Genomic DNA, 24,705 nt, shown 5'->3' with positions numbered 1-24,705 from the left:
CCGCCGACCGTTGGGTCGGCGGCCCCGCTTTTCTCCACCTTCTTCCCTTACACCCGGTAAAAACTGGCAGTTGGAATCCCTGCCGGACTCGGGGTAATGTGCCCGCCTGTCTCGCCTGATTTTCTCCAAGGAACTGGAAATATGCTGCGTCGCCGCATGCTGATCATGTTGGGTGTTGTACTGCTGATCGTTCTGCTTCTCGCCGGTTACAAGGCCTTCTCGATCTATACGATGATCCAGGGCTTTTCCAAACCGAAGCCGCCGATCAGCGTCGCCGTGGCCACCGCCGTCGAGCGCCCGTGGCAGATGCGTCTGCCCACCGTCGGCACGCTGAAGGCATTGCAAGGCGTCGACCTGAGCCTGGAGAACGCCGGCACCGTCACCGAGCTGAAGTTCGAATCGGGGCAGAAGGTCAAGGCCGGCCAACCCTTGCTGCAACTGGACAGCGCCGTCGAAGCGGCCTTCCTCGAAACCGCCAAGGCCGATCTCGGCCTCGCGCAGCTGGATTACGGTCGCGGCAGCCAGCTCGTCGGCAGCAGCGCCATCTCCAAAGGCGAATTCGACCGGCTCTCGGCGCAGTTGCAAAAGAACAAGGCCACGGTCAATCAACTCAATGCGGCACTGGCCAAAAAACGCATCGTCGCGCCCTTCAGCGGCACCATCGGCATCCGCCTCGTCGACATCGGCGACTACCTCGCCAGCGGCACCAAGATCGCCACTCTGCAGGATCTGAGCAGTCTCTACGCCGACTTCTACGTGCCCGAACAATCGGTGCCGAAACTGGCTATCGGTCAACCGGTACAGATCACGGTCGCGGCGTATCCCGGCCAGCATTTCACCGGCGCCATCAGCGCCATCAACCCGATCGTCGAAAGCACCACCCGTAACATCCTCGTGCGCGCCACCCTGGCCAACCCCGATGGCAAGTTGCTGCCGGGCATGTTCACCAGCATCGAGGTGCTGCTGCCGGATCCGCAGAAACACATCGTGGTCCCGGAAAGCGCGATCACCTACACCCTCTACGGCAACTCGACGTACGTGGTCACCCAGAAGAAAGCCGAAGACGGCACCGTCGAGAAAGACGACAAGGGCCAACCGGTGCTGATCGCCGAGCGTCGGTTCGTCGAGACCGGCGAACGCCGCGATGGCCAGGTGATGATCAACAAGGGCGTGCAGAGCGGCGAACAGGTGGTGACGGCCGGCCAGATCAAACTGGACAACGGCGCCCACATTGCCATCAGCGACGACAAGACCCTCGGCGAGCAGAACAGTCCGCCCCGCGCCGACTGATCAAGGAAACCCCATGGCTTTTACCGATCCGTTCATCCGCCGCCCGGTGCTCGCCACCGTGGTCAGCCTGCTGATTGTGCTGCTGGGCTTTCAGGCCTGGAGCAAGCTGCCGCTGCGCCAGTACCCGCAAATGGAAAACGCCCTGATCACGGTGACCACCGCGTACCCCGGGGCCAACGCCGAAACCATTCAGGGCTACATCACCCAGCCGATGCAACAGAGCCTGGCCAGCGCCGAGGGCATCGACTACATGACCTCGGTCAGTCGCCAGAACTTCTCGGTGATTTCGATCTACGCGCGCATCGGCTCCAACAGCGACCGTTTGTTCACCGAATTGCTGGCCAAGGCCAACGAGGTGAAGAACAAGCTGCCTCAGGACGCCGAAGATCCGGTGCTGAGCAAGGAAGCCGCCGACGCCTCGGCGCTGATGTACATCAGCTTCTTCAGCAAGGAGCTTAACAACCCGCAGATCACCGACTACCTGTCGCGGGTGATCCAGCCGAAACTGGCGACCCTGCCGGGCATGGCCGAGGCGGAGATTCTCGGCAACCAGGTGTTCGCCATGCGCCTGTGGATCGACCCGGTGAAACTCGCCGGTTTCGGCCTCAGTGCCAGCGACGTGACCAACGCGGTGCGCCAGTACAACTTCCTCTCCGCCGCCGGCGAAGTGAAAGGCGAGTACGTGGTCACCAGCATCAACGCCAACACCGAACTGAAGTCCGCCGAAGCCTTCGGCAAGATCCCGCTCAAGGTCAGCGGTGACAGCCGGGTGCTGCTCAGCGATGTGGCACGGGTCGAGATGGGCGCGGAAAACTACAACTCGATCAGTTCGTTCGGCGGCACGCCCTCGGTGTATATCGGGATCAAGGCCACGCCCGGCGCCAACCCGCTGGAAGTGATCAAGGAAGTACGCAAGATCATGCCGGAGCTGGAAGCCCAGTTGCCGCCCAACCTCAAGAGCGAAATCGCCTACGACGCCACGCTGTTCATCCAGGCCTCCATCGACGAAGTGGTGAAAACCCTGTTCGAGGCGGTGCTGATCGTGATCGTGGTGGTGTTCCTGTTCCTCGGTGCCCTGCGTTCGGTAGTGATTCCGGTGGTGACCATTCCGCTGTCGATGATCGGCGTGATGTTCTTCATGCAGATGATGGGCTACTCGATCAACCTGCTGACCCTGCTGGCGATGGTGCTGGCCATCGGGCTGGTGGTGGACGACGCGATTGTGGTGGTGGAAAACATTCACCGGCACATCGAAGAAGGCAAGACACCACTGGAGGCCGCACTCGAAGGCGCCCGGGAAATCGCCATGCCGGTGGTGTCGATGACCATCACCCTGGCGGCGGTCTACGCACCGATCGGCTTCCTGACCGGGCTGACGGGGGCGCTGTTCAAGGAGTTTGCGTTGACCCTGGCCGGGGCGGTGGTGATCTCCGGCGTCGTCGCCCTGACCCTGTCGCCGATGATGTGCGCCGTGCTGCTGCGCCACGACGAAAACCCCACGGGCCTGGCCCACCGCCTCGACCGGATTTTCGACAGCCTCAAGCGTCGCTATCAAAGCATGCTGCACGGCACGCTCAATACCCGGCCGGTGGTGCTGGTGTTTGCGGTGATCGTGCTGTGCCTGATTCCGGTGCTGCTCAAGTTCACCAAGTCGGAACTGGCGCCGGACGAGGATCAGGGCATCATCTTCATGATGGCCAACGCCCCGCAGCCGACCAACCTCGACTACCTGAACACCTACACCGACGAATTCATCAAGATCTTCAAGGAGTTCCCGGAGTACTACTCATCGTTCCAGATCAACGGCTATAACGGCGTGCAGAGCGGCATCGGCGGCTTCCTGCTCAAGCCCTGGAACGAGCGCAGCCGCACGCAAATGGAAATCCTCCCCGAGGTGCAAGGCAAACTCGAGGGCATTCCGGGCCTGCAGATCTTCGGCTTCAACCTGCCATCCCTGCCCGGCACCGGTGAAGGTCTGCCGTTCGAATTCGTGATCAACACCGCCAATGACTACGAGTTGTTGCTGCAGGTGGCCGACCGGATCAAGAAGCGCGCCATGGAGTCGGGCAAGTTCGCCTTCGTCGACCTTGATCTTGCTTTCGACAAACCCGAAGTCGTGGTCGACATCGACCGCGCCAAGGCTGCGCAGATGGGCGTGTCGATGCAGGATCTGGGCGGCACCCTCGCGACCTTGCTCGGCGAAGCCGAGATCAACCGGTTCACCATCGAAGGCCGCAGCTACAAGGTCATCGCCCAGGTCGAACGGGCCTACCGCGACAACCCGGACTGGCTGAACAACTACTACGTGAAAAACACCCAGGGCGAACTGCTGCCGCTGTCGACCCTGATCACCGTGACCGACCGTGCGCGACCGCGACAGCTCAACCAGTTCCAGCAACTCAACGCGGCCAAGCTGTCCGGGTTCCCGCTGGTGAGCATGGGCGAAGCCATCGACAGCGTGTTGCAGATCGCCCGGGAAGAAGCCCCGGCCGGTTTTGCTTTCGATTACGGCGGCGCATCGCGGCAGTTCGTCCAGGAAGGCAGTGCGCTGTGGGTAACTTTTGCCTTGGCCCTGGCGATCATTTTCCTGGTGCTGGCGGCGCAGTTCGAAAGCTTCCGCGATCCATTGGTGATTCTGGTGACCGTGCCGCTGTCGATCTGCGGGGCGCTGATTCCGCTGTTTCTCGGCTGGTCGAGCATGAACATCTACACCCAGGTCGGGCTGGTGACGCTGATCGGGCTGATCAGCAAGCACGGGATCCTGATCGTCGAGTTCGCCAACCAGTTACGCAAGGAGAAAGGCCTGACACCTCGCGAGGCGGTGGAAGAGGCGGCAGCGATTCGTCTGCGCCCGGTATTGATGACCACGGCGGCTATGGTGTTCGGCATGGTGCCGCTGATCGTGGCCACCGGCGCCGGTGCCGTCAGCCGCTTCGACATCGGGACGGTAATTGCAACCGGCATGTCGATCGGGACGCTGTTTACGCTGTTTGTCCTGCCGTGCGTTTACACCGTGCTGGCGAAACCCGACCCCAAGGAATGACGCAATAAAAAAGGCCTCGCATCAACGAGGCCTTTGGCTCTTGTGAAAGAGATTTCAATCGATTCAACTCTGCGGCCTCATCCCTTGAGAAAGTCCGAACATGAACAGCAACAGATCATGATCGGGTTGTGTGGCCACGGCAGCTTTCGCCACCCGTGGCATCGGGCAATGCGGATCACTGGCCGATGCGCCAATGACCTGCATGCGTGGCTGTTCCCAGGCCGCCACCGCCAATGATGCAACTGCCAAGGCTCCTACCAGAAACAAACCTCGTGCAATTTCTAGTTTCATCGCTATAAACCTTTGATAGCGCTGCCAAACGCCGTCTCATAAAAGTAGACGAGTTTTTTCCAGTCGGTAGCGCTGAACGACGAGTGGCGGCGCAGTTGCTTCATGTCATGGGCGGCCGCGCGATGAGCGGTCAGACGCTGACGGCATTTTTCCAGATCGATCAGGGCGACTTCGACCTTCGCCGATTCACCTTCGCCCGTCACCCGCACAAACACGTGTTTGATGTAGATGCAGCTGTGCTGCCAACGGCCCTTGTGCATGCGTGCCAGATTTTCGGCGAGGTCCTTGAGCACGCGCTCATAGACTGCTTCGCCATATTGCTCGCGACCGCCACCGGCTTCCCAATGTTCAAGCTCCTGAAAGCCATCGAGGGACTTGGTCACCAACAGCGCACGCCATTTGAATTTCGGATCGGGCTGGGCACCGCAGAACACGATTTCGGGCACCCGGACACCGAGACGGGAAACCCCGGTCAATGCATCCAGCTCGCGCAACACGGTCGGCCGCCCGAACGGGTGCAGCCAACTGCGATAAATATGTCCGATCTGGCGTTTGGCATACAGCAGCTGGCCATCGCGCCCCACGACCCGTTGCACACCACTTTCGCCACCACGGCGTACATTGGGTTCCTCGACCCACTCGCCACGCTGGTTCCAGTAGTAGTCGAAGCGATCCTCGGGAGCGACTTCCCCTTCTACTGCAAATTGCACTGCCATCCTCTTACCTCTTGCGTAATACGTAAACTCGCCACATGGCATAGAGCGGAATAAAGTCCAGTTGTTCCTGGATCCGAAATCCTGCTTCTTCGAATTCCTTTTCAACTGTTGCTGCCGGTAACACAAACCGGTTCTGGTAACCCTCCTGCCCACGCTTGCGCTCGGCGCGCTTGCGTTTCCAGGCCTTGAAATTGCCATCCACCCACAGCGAAATGATCACGCTGTCCCGGGTGACACGCTCGAACTCGCGCAGAATCGCCCGGCGGTGCTCGGCTTCGCCGATGTGATGCAGCAGTCGCATGCAAAAAATGCTGTCGACGGCGTTATCAGGCAAGGCAATGTCGAACGCAGACGTGTGCAAGGGTTGTACCCGTTTCACCACATCCGCCGGTTGTGCCTGCATGGCGGTCTTGATCATCGACTCGGAGTTGTCCGCCCCGATGATCACCCGGTTGGGCTTTTCCGCCAGCAATGGCCAGAAACGTCCTGCGCCGCAGGGCAGGTCCAGCACCAGGCCCGGCTCGCCAACAAGGGTCAATGCCTTGCGGGCCAACTGCTGATCTCGCCAATTGGACAAACGACGCCCCAAACCGTCCTGATGTTTACGCAGGTACTTCTGCGCATGCTTGTCGTCGTACTTTTCGGAAAAATCGAGCTTGATCGGGCCGGCCATCACCAGAACTCCTGAATTACTGATGACGCCACCTTAAGCAGCGGCGTGTCAGCGTCAGGTCATCCCTTTGTGAAAAAAACGTCATGTAAATCGGCAAACTATTTCAAGGTTATACAGGATTTAGACAGATTGGAGGCACTCTCGCGTCAGATGCAACGCTCTTAGCGCTTGCCCAGATCCACCTCGAAACGGCAGCCATTGGGTTCCATCGTGCTCAAAGTGACACTCCAGCCCTGGTTCTCGCAAATGCGTTGAACCAGTGAGAGGCCCAAACCAAGGCCCTCGCCGCGCTTTTCGTTGCCGCGCACGAAAGGCTGGAACATGGCTTCGCGCTTTTCCTCGGGAATGCCCACGCCCGAATCCTCGACCACGAATCCGTTGGCATTGAGGGTCAAGCGAATGAATCCCTGTTCGGTGTAGTGCAAGGCGTTACGCAACAAGTTGCCCATCACGGCATTGAGCAACGTCGCGTTATAACGGGTGTCGGGCGGATTTCCCGGCTCGAAAATCAGCTGCAAACCCTTGGATTCGATGGGTTCGCGCCACAGGCACAGCAAGCTGTCGGCCACCTGCGACAGGTTTTGCTGAGGGGCTGCGCCTGCATCTTCACGCTGGGCCCGTGCCAGCATCAGGAAGGTCTGCACCAGTTCACGCATTTCCTCACTGGCCCGCGCAATGCGCTGAACCTGAGCCTTGCCGCGCTGATCGATACCCGGGTTTTCCAGCAGCAGTTCACAGGAGCTGGCCAACACCATCAGCGGTGTACGCAATTCGTGGCTGACGTCGCTGGTGAACAGTCGCTCCCGCGTCAGCGCCTGTCGCAATCGTCCAAGGGTCGCATCGAACGCCACCGCAAGCTCGCCCACCTCGTCCGCCGCGTAGTCCGGCGCCAGGGGAGGCGCCAGTCCGAGCAACTGATCGCGATGACGTACCTGGCGGGCCAGCCGCACCACCGGGGCCATCACCTTGCGGGCCAGCACCCAGCCAAGGAACACTGCCAGCGCCAGACTGAGCACGAAGCCCACCAGCACCACGGCGAACAGCACTCGCTCACGCTCTTCAAAATCGCTTTGATCCTGCAGCAGCACATAACGCCGACCATCAACGATCTCGACCATTGCGTGATACGACAGCTGCTCGCGAAAGACTTCATGGAAACCTGAATCCAGGTGTCGCAGGTCCTTGGGCAGCTCGAAATCGCCCGGCCCGCCACTGAAATAAAACAACTGATCCGGTTCTGGTCGATGGCTCCAGTCCGAGACGTTGTCCATCAACAGCAGGCGTTGCAGGTCGCCCCCCAGCCCGGCGGAAATCAGTTTTTCCTCGACCAGGTGCACGGTCGCGACGATGCCCATGGCGAACGCCCCGGCTACCAGCGCGCTCATCAGCGCAAAGGCGATGATGATCCGCTGGGCAAGGCTTTGCTTAAACTCCATCGCGGCCCTCGGCCAGGCGATAGCCCACGCCATGCACGGTGTGCAGCAATGGCTTGGCGAACGGTTTGTCGATTACCTGACGCAATTGGTGGACGTGGCTGCGCAGGCTGTCGCTGTCCGGGCAGTCATCGCCCCACAGCGCTTCTTCGAGAATTTCCCGGCGCAGGACATGCGGGCTCTTTTGCATCAGCACCGCCAGCAGTTTGAGGCCGACCGGGTTGAGCTTGAGCAATTTGCCTTCGCGGGTCACCTCGAGGGTATCGAGGTCGTAGCTCAGATCACCGACCTGCAGGGCACGACGGCCGCCGCCCTGGGTGCGGCGCATCACGGCTTCGACCCGGGCCGCCAGTTCCGACAGCGCAAACGGCTTGACCAGATAATCGTCGGCCCCGGACTTGAAGCCCTGCAAACGGTCATCGAGTTGATCCCGGGCGGTGAGCATGATCACCGGCGTATCGCGACGGGCGTCTTCGCGCAAGCGCTTGCACAGGGTGTAGCCGTCGATGCCCGGCAGCATGATGTCGAGCACGATCAGGTCGTAATGCTCGGTGGCGGCCAGATGCAGGCCCGACAGACCGTCCTGGGCGCAGTCGACGGTGTAGCCTTTGAGCCCCAGGTAATCGGCCAGATTGGCCAGGATATCGCGGTTGTCTTCGACCAATAGAATTCGCATGGGCACCTCCTCCGTACACGGTAGCGGCCGTCTTGGCCCGCGCAGCTTACGGCCATCGCCGACTCACGGCTAGGGCGGCAAGCAGCACAAATCCAGTCTTTCAACCAAATTCATTCGTTAACAAGTTTTTCACTATCGGTTCACAACCTGACTACAGTGACCCAGTGAAACTCTCGCGCCATTAGATATAAGGAATGTAGACAATGGACTTCTTCAAGACGGCGCCCATGCGCTTTCTGCTGCTGGTCACCGGCGCCTGGCTGGTGGTGTTTCTCCTGACCCGAACCGTGTTGTTGCTGACTCACCTGGATGAGGCCGGCGGCGTAGCACTTTCCATGTTCGGCATTGGTTTGTTGTATGACTTGGGCTTCCTCGCCTATGCCGCGCTGCCGATGGGGCTGTACCTGTTGCTGTGTCCGCCGGCCCTGTGGCGTCGGCGCGGTCATCGCTGGTTCCTTCAAGGACTGCTGACCATCAGTCTGTTCGCCATGCTGTTCACCTCAGTGGCCGAATGGCTGTTCTGGGACGAGTTCGGCGTGCGCTTCAATTTCATCGCCGTCGACTATCTGGTGTATTCCGATGAAGTCCTGAACAACGTGCTGGAGTCGTATCCCATCGGCATGTTGCTGAGCATCCTTGCGCTGCTCGCCGTCGCATTGAGTTTCGCGTTGCGCAAACCTTTCAACGCGGCGCTGGACACCCCGCTGCCGCCACTGCGCGGTCGCCTGTTCAATGCCCTCGGCCTGTTGGTCGTCGCGGGACTGAGCCTGCAACTGCTCAGTCAGGACTCGCCGCGCGCTCAGGGCGGCAATGCCTATCAGAATGAACTGGCGAGCAATGGCCCGTATCAATTCTTCGCCGCGTTCCGTAACAACGAACTGGACTATGGCCAGTTCTACAGCAGTCTGTCACCGGAAAAAGTCGCCGGCCAGATACGTGCTGAATTGAGCGAACCCAACGCGCGCTTCATCGGCCAGGATCCACAGGACATCCGCCGGGTGATCGACAATCCGGGCACCGAGCGTAAACCGAACATCGTACTGGTCACCATCGAAAGCCTCAGTGCCAAGTATCTGGGCAGCAATGGCGATGAGCGCAACCTGACACCGAATCTGGATGCCTTGCGCAAGCAGAGTCTGTACTTCAACAATTTCTACGCCACCGGCACCCGCACCGATCGCGGCCTGGAAGCCATCACTCTGGCCATTCCGCCGACGCCGGGCCGTTCAATCGTCAAGCGCATCGGCCGCGAAAGCGGCTTCGCCAGCCTCGGCCAGCAACTCAGCGCCGTCGGCTACGACAGCGTGTTCGTCTACGGCGGACGCGGCTATTTCGACAACATGAACGCGTTCTTCAGCGGCAACGGCTACCGCGTGGTCGATCAGAGCAGCGTCGATGAATCGGAAATTCACTTCAAGAATGCCTGGGGCATGGCCGACGAGGATCTGTACAAGCAGACCCTGAAGCTGGCCGATGCCGATTACGCCAGGCAGCAGCCTTTCCTGTTGCAACTGATGACCACCTCCAACCACCGCCCTTACACCTATCCGGACAATCGGATCGACATCAAGTCCGGCAACGGTCGCGATGGCGCGGTGAAATACACCGACTACGCCATCGGCCAGTTCCTGGAGCAGGCGCGACAGAAACCGTGGTTCGACAATACGATCTTCATCTTTGTAGCCGATCACACCGCCGGCAGCGCGGGCAAGGAAGACTTGCCGATCAGCAACTACCAGATCCCGCTGTTCATCTATGCACCGAAGCTGATCGAACCACGGGAAAACGCGCAACTGGCCAGCCAGATCGATCTAGCGCCAACCCTGCTGGGGTTGCTGAACCTGGATTACCAATCGACGTTCTTCGGTCGCAACCTGCTGCAGGACAACCCGCTGCCACCGCGAGTCGTGGTCGGCAACTATCAACATCTGGGACTGTTCGATGGGAAGGATCTGGCGATCCTCAGCCCGCGCCAGGGCCTGCGCCGGCATGACGATGCGCTGACCGAAAGTCGCGAGTCCAGGGCCGGCAGCGACGACCCGCTGATCAGCCGCGCCATCACCTATTACCAAACGGCCAGTTATGGCTTCAAGCAACAGCTACTTGGCTGGAAAGCGCCCAAGGAGGGTGCCGAGCAAGTCAGCGAACGTTAATCGAAGCGCCCCGGGCTGATGCCCCGGGGCGTTTCCCGCTCTGGATATGTCATGTCATCAAGCGTTGTACGCCCTGCCCCTCGCCCACTGAATTTCTGGTTGTGCCTGGGGATTCCCGCCGTGGCGGCCGTCATTCTGGTGTTGCTGGAGCTGACCGATCTGGACATGGATCTAGCCCGGCTTTTCTATGACCCGGCTGCCGGTGACTTCATTGGCCGCCACAGCTACTTCCTGGAAAACATCCTCCACGACCGCGCCAAACAAGTGGTGATCGCCTTTTCGGTGTTTGCCATCCTCGGGTTCATCGGCGCGTTTTTCATCGAGCGGCTCAAACCGTTCAAGCGTGAGCTGGGCTGCCTGGTGTTGTCGCTGGGTCTGGCCACCTCTTTCGTCACGCCGGTGAAAGCGGTGACAGCGGTGCAATGCCCTTGGAGTCTCGAACAATTCGGCGGCCACGAAACCTACAGCAAACTGCTGGAGCATCGCCCGCCGACCGACAAGCCCGGTCGTTGCTGGCCCGGCGGTCATGCGGCCACCGGTTTTACGTTGTTTGCGCTGTTCTTCGTGCTGCGTGATCGTCGCCCACGGTTGGCACGCCAGGCATTCATCTTTGCCTTCGCACTGGGTTCGGTGTTTTCGATCAGCCGGATGATGCAGGGCGCGCACTTCTTTTCCCACAACGTGTGGACGGCGATCTTCTGCTGGCTGATCTGTCTGGGGTCGTATTACTGGATTCTGTATCGACCGGCAGTAAAGGCTGAAACAGCAACACAGGCCCGGCCGGTCAACGCCTGAATCCTGGAACGCGGGCAATAAAAAACCCCGTCTGCTCACGCAGACGGGGTTTTTCGTTACAGGGGTAAGGCTGGCTTACATCATGCCGCCCATGCCACCCATGCCGCCCATGTCTGGCATACCGCCGCCAGCTGCACCTTCTTTCTTCGGTGCGTCAGCAACAGCTGCTTCGGTGGTCAGGATCAGACCGCCGATGGAGGCTGCAGCTTGCAGAGCCGAACGGGTGACCTTGGTTGGGTCCAGGATGCCCATTTCGATCATGTCGCCGTATTCGCCGGAAGCAGCGTTGTAACCGAAGTTACCTTTGCCGTTCTTGACTTCGTTGACGACTACGCTTGGCTCGTCACCGGAGTTGGCAGCGATCTGACGCAGCGGCGCTTCAACAGCGCGACGCAGCACAGCGATACCGACGTTCTGGTCAGCGTTGTCGCCGGTCAGTTCGGTCAGGGCTTCCAGAGCACGGATCAGCGCAACGCCACCGCCAGGTACCACGCCTTCTTCAACGGCTGCACGAGTTGCGTGCAGGGCGTCTTCAACGCGGGCTTTCTTCTCTTTCATTTCGACTTCGGAACCAGCACCAACCTTGATCACTGCAACGCCGCCGGACAGCTTGGCCAGACGCTCTTGCAGTTTTTCACGGTCGTAGTCCGAGGAAGTCTCGGCAACCTGGGCACGGATCTGAGCGATGCGGGCTTCGATGTCGCCTTGAACGCCAGCACCGTCAACGATGATGGTGTTTTCCTTGGACAGGGTGACGCGCTTGGCGTTGCCCAGGTGTTCCAGGGTGGTGCTTTCCAGGCTCAGGCCGATCTCTTCGGAGATCACGGTACCGCCGGTCAGAACGGCGATGTCCTGCAGCATGGCCTTGCGACGGTCGCCGAAGCCTGGAGCCTTGACGGCTGCGACTTTAACGATGCCACGCATGTTGTTCACAACCAGAGTCGCCAAGGCTTCGCCTTCAACGTCTTCGGCCACGATCAGCAGTGGACGGCCGGCTTTGGCTACGGCTTCCAGCACTGGCAGCATTTCGCGGATGTTCGAGATCTTCTTGTCGACCAGCAGGATCAGCGGGCCGTCGAGCTCGGCGACCATGGTGTCCGGCTTGTTGACGAAGTACGGGGACAGGTAGCCACGGTCGAACTGCATGCCTTCTACAACCGACAGTTCGTTTTCCAGGCCCGAGCCTTCCTCAACGGTGATCACGCCTTCTTTACCGACTTTCTCCATGGCTTCGGCAATGATGTCGCCGATGGAGTTGTCGGAGTTGGCGGAGATGGTGCCGACCTGAGCGATGGCCTTGGTGTCAGCGCATGGCTTGGACAGGGCTTTCAGTTCTTTGACGATCGCGATGGTCGCTTTGTCGATACCGCGCTTCAGGTCCATCGGGTTCATGCCGGCAGCGACGGCTTTCAGGCCTTCGTTGACGATCGACTGAGCCAGAACGGTAGCGGTGGTAGTACCGTCACCGGCGTCATCGTTGGCACGGGAGGCAACGTCTTTGACCAGCTGCGCGCCCATGTTTTCGAAGCGATCTTCGAGTTCGATTTCCTTGGCGACGGAAACGCCGTCCTTGGTGATGGTCGGAGCGCCGAAGCTCTTCTCGAGGATCACGTTACGGCCTTTCGGGCCCAGGGTCGCTTTTACCGCGTCAGCCAGAACGTTGACGCCTTTGAGCATCTTGGAGCGAGCGGCATCGCCGAACTTAACTTCTTTAGCAGCCATGATCGATATTCCTTAAATACTTTGTAGTAGCGGGAAAATGAGCGGGGTATCAGCCTTCCAGTACAGCGAGAATCTCGTTCTCAGCCATTACCAGCAGGTCTTCGCCGTCGACTTTCACAGTGTTGCTGCCGGAGTAAGGACCGAACACAACCTTGTCGCCGACTTTAACGGCCAGCGCACGCACTTCACCGTTTTCCAGAGTCTTGCCTGGACCTGCAGCGACGATCACACCGTGGTTGGCCTTTTCAGCAGCCGAACCTGGCAGGACGATACCGCCAGCGGTTTTCTTTTCTTCTTCGCTGCGACGGATGACGACGCGGTCATGCAGAGGACGAAGCTTCATTGTCGATCTCTCCTAATTGTGGTTTTCATCGGCCGGTGTAGTCCCGGCGGGTTTAACGAATCCGGCCTGCGCCGGTTGCGGCTCGTCGAGCGAGCCGCGAAAGTCTGTCCGACTCATATGCCGGAACCTTGCGGTGACCGATACATAAGGGCGCATAAGCTTATTACAAGGGCTGGAGACAAAAAATTTTCATGCGGCTGCATGAATTCGTGCCATAAACGAACACGGCACCCGAAGGTGCCGTGTCGATGCGGAATTTACTTGCTGTCGCGGTGTTCGAACTCGCCTTCGATCACATCGCCTTCGCGGCCAAGAGGCTGGCGCGGTGCAGGACCGCCGCGAGGTTGCAGGTCATCGGCGAACGCTCGCTGGCGCATCGCCTGCTCTTCAGCGCGCTGGCGCATCTTGTTGGCGACCAGCCGACGACTGAACGGCAACAGCAGTACCAGACCGATTACGTCGCTGATGAAGCCAGGCAGGATCAACAGACCACCGGCCAGGGCCAGCATCAGGCCTTCGAGCATGGTTTGCGCAGGCAGTTCGCCGCGGTTCAGGCTTTCACGGGCACGCAGTGCGGTGGCCAGCCCGGCGACGCGCAGCACGATCACGCCGAACATCGAGCCGAGAATGATCAGCAGCAGGGCCGGGAAAAACCCGATAGCCCCTGCCACTTTGACGAATACGAACAGCTCCAACACCGGGAACAGCAGAAAGAGCAACAAAAAAGGGCGCATCAAAGTTTCCTCAACGCAAGAAATGCCTTGCAGTAAGCCTTAGATGACGTCGCCCTTTCGTGAATTCAAGCGTCGGCCAGCGCATTTTTTGGCCAGACCTCGGCGTGAGCCAGAGAAACCAAGGCCTCGCGCACTTGTATCGGCGTATGACAGGGCGCTTGAAACGGCAGCCAGTACAGCGCCTGACCGATGCGCAGGTGCATGCCTTCGGTGTCGATCCCGGCCAGTTGCGCCGGTACGGTTTTCGGCAGACCGGCGAGGTCCACGTAATGCGCGATGGCCTTGGCGTGGTCGCTGTTCATGTGCTCGACCATGCTGATTTCGGCCTTGCCGGCGAACGGGTTGGCCAGGGTCAGTTGGTCGATCCAATGGATCGCGCCAAAACCGCCGATGTAGCGATGACGCACCGGTTTGAGCACCCAGAAATCGAAATCGTGGGCCTTGTGGTAATTCTGCGAATCGGGGAAATAACGGTAGTAGCGCTCGGCGGCGGCTTCGATGGCGGCAGCGTCTTCGAGTTTTTCCGCCTCGGCCAGATAGGTCAGGCGACCAACGGCTTGCACATCGTCAGCCTCGCGCTCGCCCACCAGCAGCGAACATTTCGGATCTTTCTGCAGATTGTGAGTGTGCTGGGCGATGCGGCTGATCAGGATCAGCGGCCGGCCCTGGTCGTCCAGGCAGTAGGGAACCACAGAGCCGAATGGAAAACCGGGCATTGATTTGGAGTGGGTCGACAGCACGCCACGGTATTCCTTGAGAAGCAATTCTCGGGCATTCTTAGCCGCTTCAACGCTCAATTTATGACTCCTTAAATAGAATCCGTCGACAAAACGGACAGGCGCATGGGTTTTGTCCCACTCGCCATCGGGCAGTTCTCATGTGCAACAGGCTGCTGGCCGGTGCAGATCGAGAGGCTACCTGTAAGGACCACTCTGACCTGCTCTCGGGGGCATGCGAATGCAACTCAACGACAAAGTAATCATTATCACTGGCGGTTGCCAAGGCTTGGGCCGCTCGATGGCCGAGTATTTCGCGGGCAAGGGCGCGAAGCTGGCGCTGGTCGACCTGAACCAGGAAAAACTCGACGACGCGGTCGCGGCCTGCAAGGCCAAGGGTGTCGAGGCGCGCAGCTATCTGTGCAACGTCGCCAACGAAGAGCAGGTGACGCACATGGTTGCCCAGGTCGCCGAAGACTTCGGCGCGATCCACGGCCTGATCAACAACGCCGGGATCCTGCGCGACGGCCTGCTGCTCAAGGTCAAGGACGGCGAGATGACCAGGATGAGCCTGGCCCAGTGGCAGGCGGTGATCGACGTCAACCTGACCGGCGTGTTCCTCTGCACCCGTGAAGTGGCGGCGAAAATGGTCGAGCTGAAGAACAGCGGCGCGATCATCAACATCTCGTCGATCTCCCGCGCGGGCAACGTCGGCCAGACCAACTACTCCGCCGCCAAGGCCGGCGTCGCTGCGGCGACCGTGACCTGGGCCAAGGAACTGGCGCGCTACGGCATTCGCGTGGCGGGCATCGCGCCGGGCTTCATCGAAACCGAGATGACCCTGGGCATGAAGCCAGAAGCGCTGGAAAAAATGACCTCGGGCATTCCGCTCAAGCGCATGGGCAAACCGGAAGAGATCGCCCATTCGGCGGCGTACATCTTCGAGAACGACTACTACACCGGCCGGATTCTGGAGATGGACGGCGGGTTGCGCATCTGACCTCTGTCGCGCAATGAAAAACGCCCCGGTGCACAGGCACCGGGGCGTTTTTGTTTAAACCACAGCCATCAATCGTCGCTGATGGTGATGTTCGGCATTGCCGGCGACGCCGCTTCCTGCAGCACGATCCGCGCGCCGACGTGGCGGGCCAGTTCCTGGTAAACCATGGCGATCTGGCTGTCCGGCTCGGAAATCACCGTCGGTTTGCCGCCATCGGCCTGTTCGCGGATCAGCATCGACAGCGGCAACGAAGCCAGCAGCTCGACGCCGAACTGGGTCGCCAGCTTCTCGCCACCGCCCTCACCGAACAGATGCTCGGCATGACCGCAGTTCGAGCAGATGTGCACGGCCATGTTTTCCACCACGCCCAGCACCGGAATGTTGACCTTGCGGAACATCTCCACGCCTTTACGCGCATCGAGCAGCGCCAGATCCTGCGGCGTGGTGACGATCACGGCACCGGCCACCGGGACTTTCTGCGCCAGGGTCAGCTGGATGTCGCCGGTGCCTGGCGGCATGTCGATCACCAGATAATCCAGGTCGCCCCAGGCGGTTTGCGTGACCAGTTGCAGCAGCGCGCCGGAGACCATCGGCCCGCGCCAGACCATCGGCGTGTTGTCGTCGGTCAGGAACGCCATCGACATCACTTCCACACCGTGGGCCTGCAGCGGCACGAACCATTTCTGATCCTTGACCTGCGGGCGGGTGCCCTCGGGAATGCCGAACATGATGCCCTGGCTCGGGCCGTAGATATCGGCGTCGAGAATCCCGACCTTCGCGCCCTCACGGGCCAGCGCCAGTGCCAGGTTGGCGGCGGTGGTGGATTTGCCCACCCCGCCCTTGCCCGATGCCACGGCGACCACGTTCTTGACATTGGCCAGCCCCGGAATCTGCGCCTGGGCCTTGTGCGCGGCGATCACGCTGTTGACCTCGACCTTGGCAGTCACCACGCCGTCGAGGTTTTCGATGGCCAGTTGCAGCAATTGCGCCCAGCCGCTCTTGAACAGACCGGCGGCATAACCGATTTCCAGCTGTACGCTGACGCGATCGCCGGTGATTTCGATGTTGCGCACGCAACCGGCGCTGACCGGATCCTGGTTCAGGTAAGGGTCGGTGTATTGGCTGAGGACGGCTTCCACCGCTGCGCGAGTGACGGCACTCATGGGCAACTCCGATAACAAGACTGGGAAAAGATGGCGGGTATCCTACCCCTTCTGTCCTCCGGACGGCATGCCCGGCAACGATTTGCAGAGGTGAAATATCTTTCCCGGCGCTTTATAGTGGCCGACCTCCGTTTCATCAAGTAGCGAAGCCCCACATGTCCGAACCACGCAAGATTCTCGTCACCAGCGCCCTGCCCTACGCCAACGGTTCGATCCACCTTGGCCATATGCTGGAATACATCCAGACCGATATGTGGGTGCGCTTCCAGAAGCATCGCGGCAATCAGTGCATTTATGTCTGCGCCGACGACGCCCACGGTTCGGCGATCATGTTGCGCGCGGAAAAGGAAGGCATCACCCCGGAACAACTGATCGCCAACGTCCAGGCTGAACACAGCGCCGACTTTGCCGAGTTCCTGGTGGACTTCGACAACTTCCACTCCACTCACGCCGAAGAAAACCGTGAGCTGTCGAGCCAGATCTACCTGAAGCTGCGTGACGCCGGGCACATCGCCCAACGTTCGATCACCCAGTATTTCGACCCGGAAAAGAAAATGTTCCTGGCCGACCGCTTCATCAAGGGCACCTGCCCGAAATGCGGCACCGAAGACCAGTACGGCGACAACTGCGAAAAATGCGGTGCAACCTACGCGCCGACCGACCTGAAGGATCCGAAGTCGGCCATCTCCGGCGCCACCCCGGTGCTCAAGGATTCCCAGCACTTCTTCTTCAAGCTGCCGGACTTCCAGGAAATGCTCCAGGCCTGGACCCGCAGCGGCACCCTGCAGGACGCCGTGGCCAACAAGATCGCCGAATGGCTGGACGCCGGCCTGCAACAGTGGGACATCTCCCGCGATGCGCCGTACTTCGGTTTCGAGATCCCGGGCGAGCCGGGCAAGTACTTCTACGTGTGGCTGGACGCGCCGATCGGCTACATGGCCAGCTTCAAGAACCTGTGCAACCGCACGCCGGAGCTGGACTTCGACGCGTTCTGGGGCAAGGACTCCACCGCCGAGCTGTACCACTTCATCGGCAAGGACATCGTCAACTTCCACGCCCTGTTCTGGCCGGCGATGCTCGAAGGTGCGGGTTTGCGCAAGCCGACCGGGATCAACGTGCACGGCTACCTGACCGTCAACGGTCAGAAGATGTCCAAGTCCCGCGGCACCTTCATCAAGGCCCGTACCTACCTGGATCACCTGTCGCCGGAATACCTGCGCTATTACTACGCGGCTAAACTGGGCCGTGGCGTGGACGACCTCGACCTGAACCTCGAAGACTTCGTGCAGAAGGTCAACTCCGACCTGGTCGGTAAAGTCGTCAACATCGCCAGCCGTTGCGCCGGTTTCATCCAGAAGGGCAACGCCGGTCTGCTGGTGGACACCAACGCCGCACCGGAACTGACCGAAGCCTTCCTGGCTGCCGCGCCGAGCATCGCCGACGCCTATGAGGCGCGCGACTTCGCCCGTGCCATGCGCGAAACCATGGCTTTGGCCGACCGCGCCAACGCCTGGATCGCCGACAAGGCACCATGGTCACTGAACAAGCAGGAAGGCAAGCAGGATGAAGTCCAGGCGGTCTGCGCCACGGCGATCAACCTGTTCCGCCAGCTGGTGATCTTCCTCAAACCGGTGCTGCCAGTGCTGGCCGCCGATGCCGAGGCGTTCCTCAACGTCGCCCCGCTGACCTGGAACGACCACACCACGCTGCTGGGCAACCACCAGCTGAACGAATTCAAACCGTTGATGACCCGCATCGACCCGGTAAAAGTGCAAGCCATGACCGACGCCTCGAAAGAAGACCTGACCGCCAGCCAAACCGACACCGGTGCCGCCGCACCTGCCGGCAATGGCGAACTGGCCAAGGATCCGCTGTCGCCGGAAATCGACTTCGACACCTTCGCCGCCGTCGACCTGCGCGTCGCGCTGATCGTCAAGGCCGAACACGTTGAAGGGGCAGACAAGCTGCTGCGCCTGACATTGGATATCGGTGACGAGCAACGCAACGTGTTCTCGGGGATCAAGAGCGCTTACCCGGATCCGTCGAAGCTCGACGGCCGCCTGACCATGATGATCGCCAACCTCAAGCCACGGAAAATGAAGTTCGGCATCTCCGAAGGCATGGTGATGGCGGCCGGCCCTGGCGGTGAAGAAATTTACCTGCTGAGCCCGGACAGCGGCGCCAAACCGGGTCAGCGCATCAAGTAAGATTCTGCCCTGACAAATCCCACAGGCGTGCTCCGTGCGCCTGTGGGATTTTTCATATCTGGCCCGCCCTCCACGGCTGCCGGATAATGCCTAACCTTAAGTGACACACGCCCGCTTCCACCGGCAGACCCATGACCGAACTCGTGCTTACGCTCTTCAGTGCTGCGCTGATCAACAACTTAGTGTTGCACTGGCCGCTGGGCGTCGATCCGCTGCTGGGCAGTGAGCGTCGACAAGTGCACGCGCTGGGGCTGGCGACGTTGTGTCTGATGCTGCTTGTCGGTGTGGCGGGTTACGTGCTCTGGCATTGGCTGCTGGTGCCGTTGCAACTGGAATTCCTGCGCCTGTTTGTGTTTATGCCGTTGAGCATCTTGCTGATCACGCCGTTGCTGAAGCTGTTGGCGTATTGGCTCCCCGCGCTGCCATTCGATGGTTTGTGGCCGCTGCTGCTGGGCAATGCCGGAGTGCTGGGACTGACGCTGATCAACGCGCAAGCGGACACGGGTCTGTTGCATGCGACAGCGCTGAGCCTTGGCGCCGGTCTGGGTTTCTGGCTGGTGTTGAGCCTGTTCAACGATTTGCGCGAGCGCACGGCCGACAACGATATTCCCCTGCCCTTTCGTGGCCTGCCGATCCTGTTGATCGGCGCCGGACTGATGGCCGTGGCTTTTCTCGGATTCAGTGGACTGATCAAAACATGAGTCTGATTCAACGCATCGATGCCTTGCTGCCGCAGACCCAATGCGGCAAGTGCGGCCATCCCGGATGCAAACCCTACGCTGAGGGCATCGCCAACGGCGAGCCGATCAACAAGTGCCCGCCGGGTGGCGACGAAACCATCGCGGCGCTGGCCGAACTGTTGAAAATCCCGGTGCTGGAGCTGGATATCAGTCGTGGCGCGGCGCCACCGCAAGTGGCCTATATCCGCGAGGCCGAATGCATCGGCTGCACCAAGTGCATCCAGGCCTGCCCGATCGACGCCATCGTCGGCGCAGCGAAGCTGATGCACACGGTCATCATCGACGAATGCACCGGCTGCGATCTATGCGTGGCGCCATGCCCGGTCGACTGCATCGAGATGCATCCACTGCCGCTGGGCACGCTGCCGGTAGTGGGTGGCCTGGCCACCAGCCTTGAAGAACAACAGGCTCGTGCAGCCAAACGTGATCACGCCCGCCAGCGCTTCGAACGGCGCAACGCTCGCCTGCAACGCGAAGAACAGCAGAAGCAGGCCGAACGCGAAGCCCGGGCGCAGCGCGCGGCCCAGGTCGAAGTCGCCGCCACCACGCTCGATCCGGTGCAGGCGGCGCTGGAACGGGTCCGCGCACAAAAAGCCGCGACCGCCGATGCTGCGCTGAAAAAAGCCAAGATCGACGTGGCCATGAGCCGGGCGCAATTGAACAAGTCGCTCAAGGCATTCGGTCATCCGCCGACCTTCGATCAGCAATCGCAATTGATCGTCCTGCAACAGCAATTCGAAGCGGCCGAACAGGCACTGGCGAAGCTGGAAAGCAACGCGGCACCTGCACCCGTCGTGGCCGCCCCGGCAAAGGACGCCGATCTGAAACGGGCAAAAATCCAGCTGGCGATGCGCCGCGCCGAGCTGAAAAAGGCACAAACCGCAGAGGCCCCGCCAGCCGAGATCGCCGCGCTGGAGCGAGCGCTGCGTGACGCTGAACAGGCCCTGCACAGCGCCGAAGCCGCCAGCGATCAACCGGCGCCCGAGCTTGTGCGTGTCGAGAAACGTCCGATCGACGATCAGCTGCGTCAGCTGAAAACCGAACTGGCCTACGCTCGCGCCGACCTGAACAAACTGCAACGGCGCGACGGCACGCCCGCCGACATCCTCGAAAAGGCCCGCGCCCGCCTGCAAGAAGCAGAGCGGCAGGTACAAGCCCATGTCATCCCTTGAAACCAGAGACGAACGCCTGCAACAGGCAATGAAGCTGGTTTTGCTGGCGACATTGCCGGGGTTGCTGGCGCTGTTTTGGTTTTACGGTTGGGGCGTGTTGATCAACCTGGTCCTTTCCGTCGTCACGGCATTGGGTGTCGAAGCCGCTGTGGCTCATCTGCGCCGACAACCGCTGCAGTCCACCTTGACCGATGGCAGCGCGGTGGTCAGCGCCACGCTGCTGGCGATCGCGCTGCCGCCCTATTGCCCGTGGTGGCTGACGGTCACGGCCATCGCCTCAGGCCTGCTGCTGGGCAAACATCTCTACGGTGGTGTTGGCCGAAATCCATTTAATCCGGCCATGCTCGGCTTCGCGCTGGCCATGGTGACATTTCCTCAGCCGATGACCCATTGGCCGGCCCATGGCATGGATCTGACGGCGGCTTTTGGCCAGGTGTTCAATCTTGGCGCCCAGCCGGATGCCTGGGTTCAGGCCACCGCGCTGGACAGTGTGCGCATCAATAAAAGCCTGACCATGGATGAATTGTTTGCCGGTAATCCGGCATTCGGTCGCTTTGGCGGGCACGGCGTTGAATGGATCAATCTGGCGTTCCTCGCCGGTGGACTGTTTTTGTTGCAGCGTCGAGTGTTTGGCTGGCACGCGCCGGTTGGCATGCTCGCCAGCCTGTTCGTGATCAGCCTGTTGTGCTGGAACGGTTCGGGATCGGACTCCCACGGCTCGCCACTGTTTCACCTGCTGAGCGGCGCGACCATGCTCGGGGCGTTCTTCATCATCACTGAACCGGTGTCGGGGGCGAAGAGTCCGCTCGCCCGCCTGCTGTTCGGCATCGGCGTGGGGCTGCTGACGTACGTGATTCGCACCTGGGGTGGTTACCCCGACGGCGTGGCGTTTGCGGTGCTGTTGATGAACCTGTGCGTGCCGGCGCTGGAGCGCTTCGCGATGGCCCGTCAGACGCAGGTGACGCCATGAACCGAACGAGCAGCCTGATCACACTGGCGTTGATTGGCGCGCTTGGTATCGGCTTGACATGGCTGGTGCAGCGCAGCAACGCGCCGCAGATCGCCGCCGAACAGCGGCTGCTTGAGAGTCGCAAGTTGCTGGACGTGCTGCCGGTCGACACTTACGACAATCTGCCGCTTGAACAACCTCTGACGCTGACCGACATCAACCTGAGCCACAGTCTGTTGCTGGGCGGTTATCGGGCGAGCAAAAGCGGCCAACCTGTAGCGGTGCTGTTGCGCAGCCAGACCCAAGGTTATGCCGGCAATATCGAGTTGCTGATTGCCATCGACGCCAACGGCCGATTGCTCGGTGTCAAAACCCTCGAGCAAAACGAAACACCTTCTCTGGGTGGGCATATCGGCGACTGGCCAAATAGCTGGCTTCAGACCTTTGGCGGAAAGTCGAGCAACCAACCGACGGACGCCGGATGGGCCTTGAAGAAGGATCAGGGGCAATTCGACCAGATCGCGGGCGCAACCATTACGTCTCGCGCGGCGATCAATGCCATCCACGATGCCCTGCGTTACTTCGATGAACACCGGACGACTCTGCTCGGGAGCGCGCCATGAATACGTCAGCGACTCTGTCGAACTCAATGATGCTGGTGCTGTTGATCGGCACCACCGACTCCGTGGCGGCTGCGCTGGCGACTCTGTTGATGTTCACCGTTATCGTGGGCGTTTACGGTTTGTGCATGGCACCGCTGCGCTCGCGCCTGAGCAGCGAGAGCCTGTTGCCGGTCAGCCTGGTGCTGGCCGCGACCCTGGCGGGCTGCGCCGATATTGTTCTGCAACGCGTTGCGCTGCAGTGGCATCAATTGATCAGTCTTTATGCCGGGTTGATTGGCTTGCAGTGCGTTGTGCTGGAGCACAATGGATTTTTTCGCCAGCCTGTACGTGAACGTCTGAAACAGTGCGGGCTGTTTGTCGCGCTGATGATTGCGCTTGCGATGTTGCGTGAGCTGATCGGTCAGGGCAGCATCGGCCATCATTTGTCGGAACACTGGCAAGGTTTGATTCTGTTCGGCGACGGTCTGCATTTCACGACGCTGGCGCCCGGCGCCTTCATATTGCTTGGACTGTTACTGGCTGCCCGTCAGGCCTGGGCTCGCCCTGCCGACCTACCCGAGGAAACGCATCACCCATGAATGCCGCAAAACGTCTGGAGATCTTCCGCCGGTTTCACGAGGACAACCCCGAACCCAAGACCGAGCTGGCCTATTCTTCGCCTTTCGAACTGTTGATCGCAGTGATTCTGTCCGCGCAATCGACTGACGTCGGGGTGAACAAGGCGACGGCCAAACTGTTCCCGGTGGCGAATACGCCGGCGGCCATTCACGCGTTAGGCGTTGAAGGTCTGTCCGAATACATCAAGACCATCGGCCTCTATAACAGCAAGGCCAAAAACGTGATCGAGACCTGCCGCCTGCTGGTCGAGCTGCACAATGGCGAAGTCCCGCAGACTCGCGGAGAACTGGAAGCCTTGCCGGGCGTTGGCCGCAAAACCGCCAATGTCGTGCTCAACACTGCGTTCCGACAGTTGACCATGGCCGTTGACACCCACATTTTCCGGGTCAGCAACCGCACCGGCATTGCACCGGGAAAAAATGTGGTCGAGGTGGAAAAGAAGCTGATGAAGTTCGTGCCAAAGGAATACCTGCTCGACTCGCACCACTGGCTCATTCTTCACGGACGCTATGTGTGTCTGGCACGCAAGCCCCGCTGTGGCAGCTGTCGGATCGAAGATTTGTGCGAGTACAAGCACAAGACTTCCGACGATTGAGCGGCTATTGGAGTTATTGATTTATCGATTGAAAAAATCTTTTTTACCATCTGCTGGAATATCGATATAAGGGGCGCCAAAGGCAGTCTTAGCCTGGAGTTGACCTTATGACTGACAGCAAAGAACAACTGGATGTAGACGACGATTTCATCGCTGCCGAAGCCGAAGACGCCGAACCGGTGGTTGAAGTTGCCAAGACCAATCTCAGCAAGCGCCGAACCATCGACAACCTGCTTGAGGAGCGCCGACTGCAGAAGCAATTGGCCGATTACGATTTTGATCTCTGACATTTGAAAGCCTCCCGAAACGGAGGCTTTTCTCTTTTTGCTACTCGCTGATTCCGATCCGCCCATGATCCGTCAGCCATTGAAAACCTCAGACCAGGCCGTTGCGCTGCGCCAGTTCGATCAGATCCACCAGCGAGCGCGCATTGAGCTTTAAAAGCAATCGGGTCTTGTAGGTACTCACGGTCTTGTTACTGAGGAACATCCCGTCGGCAATTTCCTTGTTGGTCTTGCCGCGCGCCAGTTGCTGCAAAACCATCATTTCCCGCCCAGACAGACGATCGACCATATCGGCCTCGCTGGCATTTCCCAGGCTAGTCCGCACGGTATGCAAAGCCTGGTTCGGAAAGTAACTGTATCCGGACAGAACCGCCTTGATGGCGCTCAACAACTCTGTCAGATCCTGTTGTTTGCAAACATAACCCGCCGCCCCCGACTGCATGCAGCGCATGGAAAAGTGCCCAGGCGACTGGGATGTCAGCACAAGTACTTTCAACGGCATCGCGCTTGTCGTAAGGCGCGCAATGACTTCCAGTCCATCCAGTTTCGGTATGCCGATATCCAGTATTACGATATCCGGCATCTGATCACGGGCAAGTTGTAATGCATCCACTCCATTGTCGGTTTCTGCAATGACTTCGTAGCCATGACGTTCCATCAGCATACGCACCGCAAGACGAATGACGGGGTGATCATCCACGATCAGCACTTTATTCATGGGCAAGTCCAGTTTCGCTGTTCGAATTTTTAGAACCGGCACAATAACGCA

General features: G+C 60.0%; 24 protein-coding genes. 13 read left to right on the top strand and 11 right to left on the bottom strand.

All coding sequences use genetic code 11. From position 1 onward, the window contains the following. Positions 1-141: 141 nt before the first annotated feature. Both ACM6JM_RS13435 and ACM6JM_RS13430 read left to right on the top strand, forming a co-directional pair. Positions 142-1,290 (top strand): efflux RND transporter periplasmic adaptor subunit, encoded by a 1,149-nt coding sequence (locus tag ACM6JM_RS13435; RefSeq protein ID WP_103387002.1) that lies wholly within the window; start codon positions 142-144, stop codon positions 1,288-1,290. A 13-nt stretch (positions 1,291-1,303) separates the two neighbouring features. Then, positions 1,304-4,333 carry a multidrug efflux RND transporter permease subunit gene (locus tag ACM6JM_RS13430; protein WP_163976330.1) on the top strand — a complete coding sequence of 1,010 codons (3,030 nt, stop codon included), beginning with the start codon at positions 1,304-1,306 and terminating at the stop codon, positions 4,331-4,333. Between the two features lie 63 nt (positions 4,334-4,396). On the opposite strand, the gene ACM6JM_RS13425 is transcribed toward ACM6JM_RS13430, so the two are convergent. From ACM6JM_RS13425 to colR, 5 genes are all read right to left on the bottom strand, one after another. Then, positions 4,397-4,624, bottom strand: a complete 228-nt coding sequence (locus tag ACM6JM_RS13425; protein ID WP_011335717.1) for a hypothetical protein — start codon at positions 4,622-4,624, stop codon at positions 4,397-4,399. Positions 4,625-4,626: 2 nt separating this feature from the next. Continuing rightward, positions 4,627-5,340, bottom strand: a complete 714-nt coding sequence (locus tag ACM6JM_RS13420; RefSeq protein ID WP_103387004.1) for a lipopolysaccharide kinase InaA family protein — start codon at positions 5,338-5,340, stop codon at positions 4,627-4,629. Positions 5,341-5,344: 4 nt separating this feature from the next. Beyond that, complete coding sequence (locus tag ACM6JM_RS13415; RefSeq protein WP_039765880.1) at positions 5,345-6,013, bottom strand: class I SAM-dependent methyltransferase; 669 nt, start codon at positions 6,011-6,013, stop codon at positions 5,345-5,347. A 161-nt stretch (positions 6,014-6,174) separates the two neighbouring features. Next, a complete protein-coding gene (locus tag ACM6JM_RS13410) occupies positions 6,175-7,449 on the bottom strand; it encodes a sensor histidine kinase (RefSeq protein WP_039765878.1) in 1,275 nt (424 codons plus the stop codon). Beyond that, positions 7,439-8,122, bottom strand: coding sequence for a two-component system response regulator ColR (colR, locus tag ACM6JM_RS13405; RefSeq protein WP_007953224.1), 684 nt, complete (start codon positions 8,120-8,122; stop codon positions 7,439-7,441). The genes ACM6JM_RS13410 and colR overlap by 11 nt, the downstream gene beginning before the upstream one ends. Positions 8,123-8,325: 203 nt before the next feature. Between colR and ACM6JM_RS13400 the strand changes: the two genes are divergently transcribed. Together ACM6JM_RS13400 and ACM6JM_RS13395 are read left to right on the top strand one after the other, a co-directional pair. After that, positions 8,326-10,275, top strand: coding sequence for an LTA synthase family protein (locus ACM6JM_RS13400; protein WP_103387005.1), 1,950 nt, complete (start codon positions 8,326-8,328; stop codon positions 10,273-10,275). A gap of 51 nt (positions 10,276-10,326) precedes the next feature. Then, complete coding sequence (locus ACM6JM_RS13395; RefSeq protein WP_103387006.1) at positions 10,327-11,070, top strand: phosphatase PAP2 family protein; 744 nt, start codon at positions 10,327-10,329, stop codon at positions 11,068-11,070. Between the two features lie 75 nt (positions 11,071-11,145). Here the strand turns inward: ACM6JM_RS13395 and groL are convergent, their stop codons facing one another. The 4 genes from groL to ACM6JM_RS13375 form a co-directional block, all read right to left on the bottom strand. Continuing rightward, entirely contained in the window at positions 11,146-12,792 is a 1,647-nt protein-coding gene (groL, locus tag ACM6JM_RS13390; protein WP_039765873.1) for a chaperonin GroEL, read from the bottom strand. Positions 12,793-12,841: 49 nt separating this feature from the next. Continuing rightward, the gene (locus tag ACM6JM_RS13385) at positions 12,842-13,135 is read right to left on the bottom strand and encodes a co-chaperone GroES (protein ID WP_003227685.1); all 294 of its coding nucleotides are present in this window, start codon (positions 13,133-13,135) and stop codon (positions 12,842-12,844) included. A 257-nt stretch (positions 13,136-13,392) separates the two neighbouring features. Then, positions 13,393-13,869 (bottom strand): FxsA family protein, encoded by a 477-nt coding sequence (locus ACM6JM_RS13380; protein WP_414882044.1) that lies wholly within the window; start codon positions 13,867-13,869, stop codon positions 13,393-13,395. Positions 13,870-13,934: 65 nt separating this feature from the next. Beyond that, the gene (locus ACM6JM_RS13375; protein WP_414882043.1) at positions 13,935-14,666 is read right to left on the bottom strand and encodes a HugZ family protein; all 732 of its coding nucleotides are present in this window, start codon (positions 14,664-14,666) and stop codon (positions 13,935-13,937) included. 160 nt (positions 14,667-14,826) lie between these two features. On the opposite strand from ACM6JM_RS13375, the gene ACM6JM_RS13370 reads away from it, so the two are divergent. Continuing rightward, positions 14,827-15,585, top strand: a complete 759-nt coding sequence (locus ACM6JM_RS13370; protein WP_085654774.1) for an SDR family oxidoreductase — start codon at positions 14,827-14,829, stop codon at positions 15,583-15,585. A 68-nt stretch (positions 15,586-15,653) separates the two neighbouring features. Here ACM6JM_RS13370 and apbC read toward each other — a convergent pair whose 3' ends face one another. Then, positions 15,654-16,748 (bottom strand): iron-sulfur cluster carrier protein ApbC, encoded by a 1,095-nt coding sequence (gene apbC / locus ACM6JM_RS13365; protein ID WP_064383825.1) that lies wholly within the window; start codon positions 16,746-16,748, stop codon positions 15,654-15,656. A gap of 155 nt (positions 16,749-16,903) precedes the next feature. On the opposite strand from apbC, the gene metG reads away from it, so the two are divergent. The 8 genes from metG (at position 16,904) to ACM6JM_RS13325 (ending at position 23,939) form a co-directional block, all read left to right on the top strand. Next, entirely contained in the window at positions 16,904-18,955 is a 2,052-nt protein-coding gene (metG, locus tag ACM6JM_RS13360) for a methionine--tRNA ligase (protein ID WP_414882042.1), read from the top strand. Between the two features lie 131 nt (positions 18,956-19,086). Then, a complete protein-coding gene (locus tag ACM6JM_RS13355; protein ID WP_414882040.1) occupies positions 19,087-19,656 on the top strand; it encodes an electron transport complex protein RnfA in 570 nt (189 codons plus the stop codon). Continuing rightward, positions 19,653-20,867, top strand: a complete 1,215-nt coding sequence (gene rsxB, locus ACM6JM_RS13350) for an electron transport complex subunit RsxB (RefSeq protein WP_414882039.1) — start codon at positions 19,653-19,655, stop codon at positions 20,865-20,867. Before ACM6JM_RS13355 ends, rsxB begins: the two co-directional genes overlap by 4 nt. Further along, complete coding sequence (locus ACM6JM_RS13345) at positions 20,854-21,837, top strand: RnfABCDGE type electron transport complex subunit D (protein WP_414882038.1); 984 nt, start codon at positions 20,854-20,856, stop codon at positions 21,835-21,837. Before rsxB ends, ACM6JM_RS13345 begins: the two co-directional genes overlap by 14 nt. Then, complete coding sequence (locus tag ACM6JM_RS13340) at positions 21,834-22,439, top strand: RnfABCDGE type electron transport complex subunit G (RefSeq protein WP_414882037.1); 606 nt, start codon at positions 21,834-21,836, stop codon at positions 22,437-22,439. The genes ACM6JM_RS13345 and ACM6JM_RS13340 overlap by 4 nt, the downstream gene beginning before the upstream one ends. Next, positions 22,436-23,017 (top strand): Rnf-Nqr domain containing protein, encoded by a 582-nt coding sequence (locus tag ACM6JM_RS13335; protein WP_074688463.1) that lies wholly within the window; start codon positions 22,436-22,438, stop codon positions 23,015-23,017. Before ACM6JM_RS13340 ends, ACM6JM_RS13335 begins: the two co-directional genes overlap by 4 nt. Next, positions 23,014-23,652, top strand: coding sequence for an endonuclease III (gene nth / locus ACM6JM_RS13330; RefSeq protein ID WP_074688465.1), 639 nt, complete (start codon positions 23,014-23,016; stop codon positions 23,650-23,652). Before ACM6JM_RS13335 ends, nth begins: the two co-directional genes overlap by 4 nt. A gap of 107 nt (positions 23,653-23,759) precedes the next feature. Then, positions 23,760-23,939 carry a PA3496 family putative envelope integrity protein gene (locus ACM6JM_RS13325; RefSeq protein ID WP_039765850.1) on the top strand — a complete coding sequence of 60 codons (180 nt, stop codon included), beginning with the start codon at positions 23,760-23,762 and terminating at the stop codon, positions 23,937-23,939. 88 nt (positions 23,940-24,027) lie between these two features. On the opposite strand, the gene ACM6JM_RS13320 is transcribed toward ACM6JM_RS13325, so the two are convergent. Then, positions 24,028-24,654, bottom strand: a complete 627-nt coding sequence (locus ACM6JM_RS13320) for a response regulator transcription factor (RefSeq protein WP_007953203.1) — start codon at positions 24,652-24,654, stop codon at positions 24,028-24,030. Positions 24,655-24,705: the final 51 nt, after the last annotated feature.

Source organism: Pseudomonas sp. IT-P2, assembly GCF_949767575.1.
GTDB lineage: Bacteria > Pseudomonadota > Gammaproteobacteria > Pseudomonadales > Pseudomonadaceae > Aquipseudomonas > Aquipseudomonas pharyngis.
This window is presented reverse-complemented; position numbering and strand designations above follow the sequence as displayed.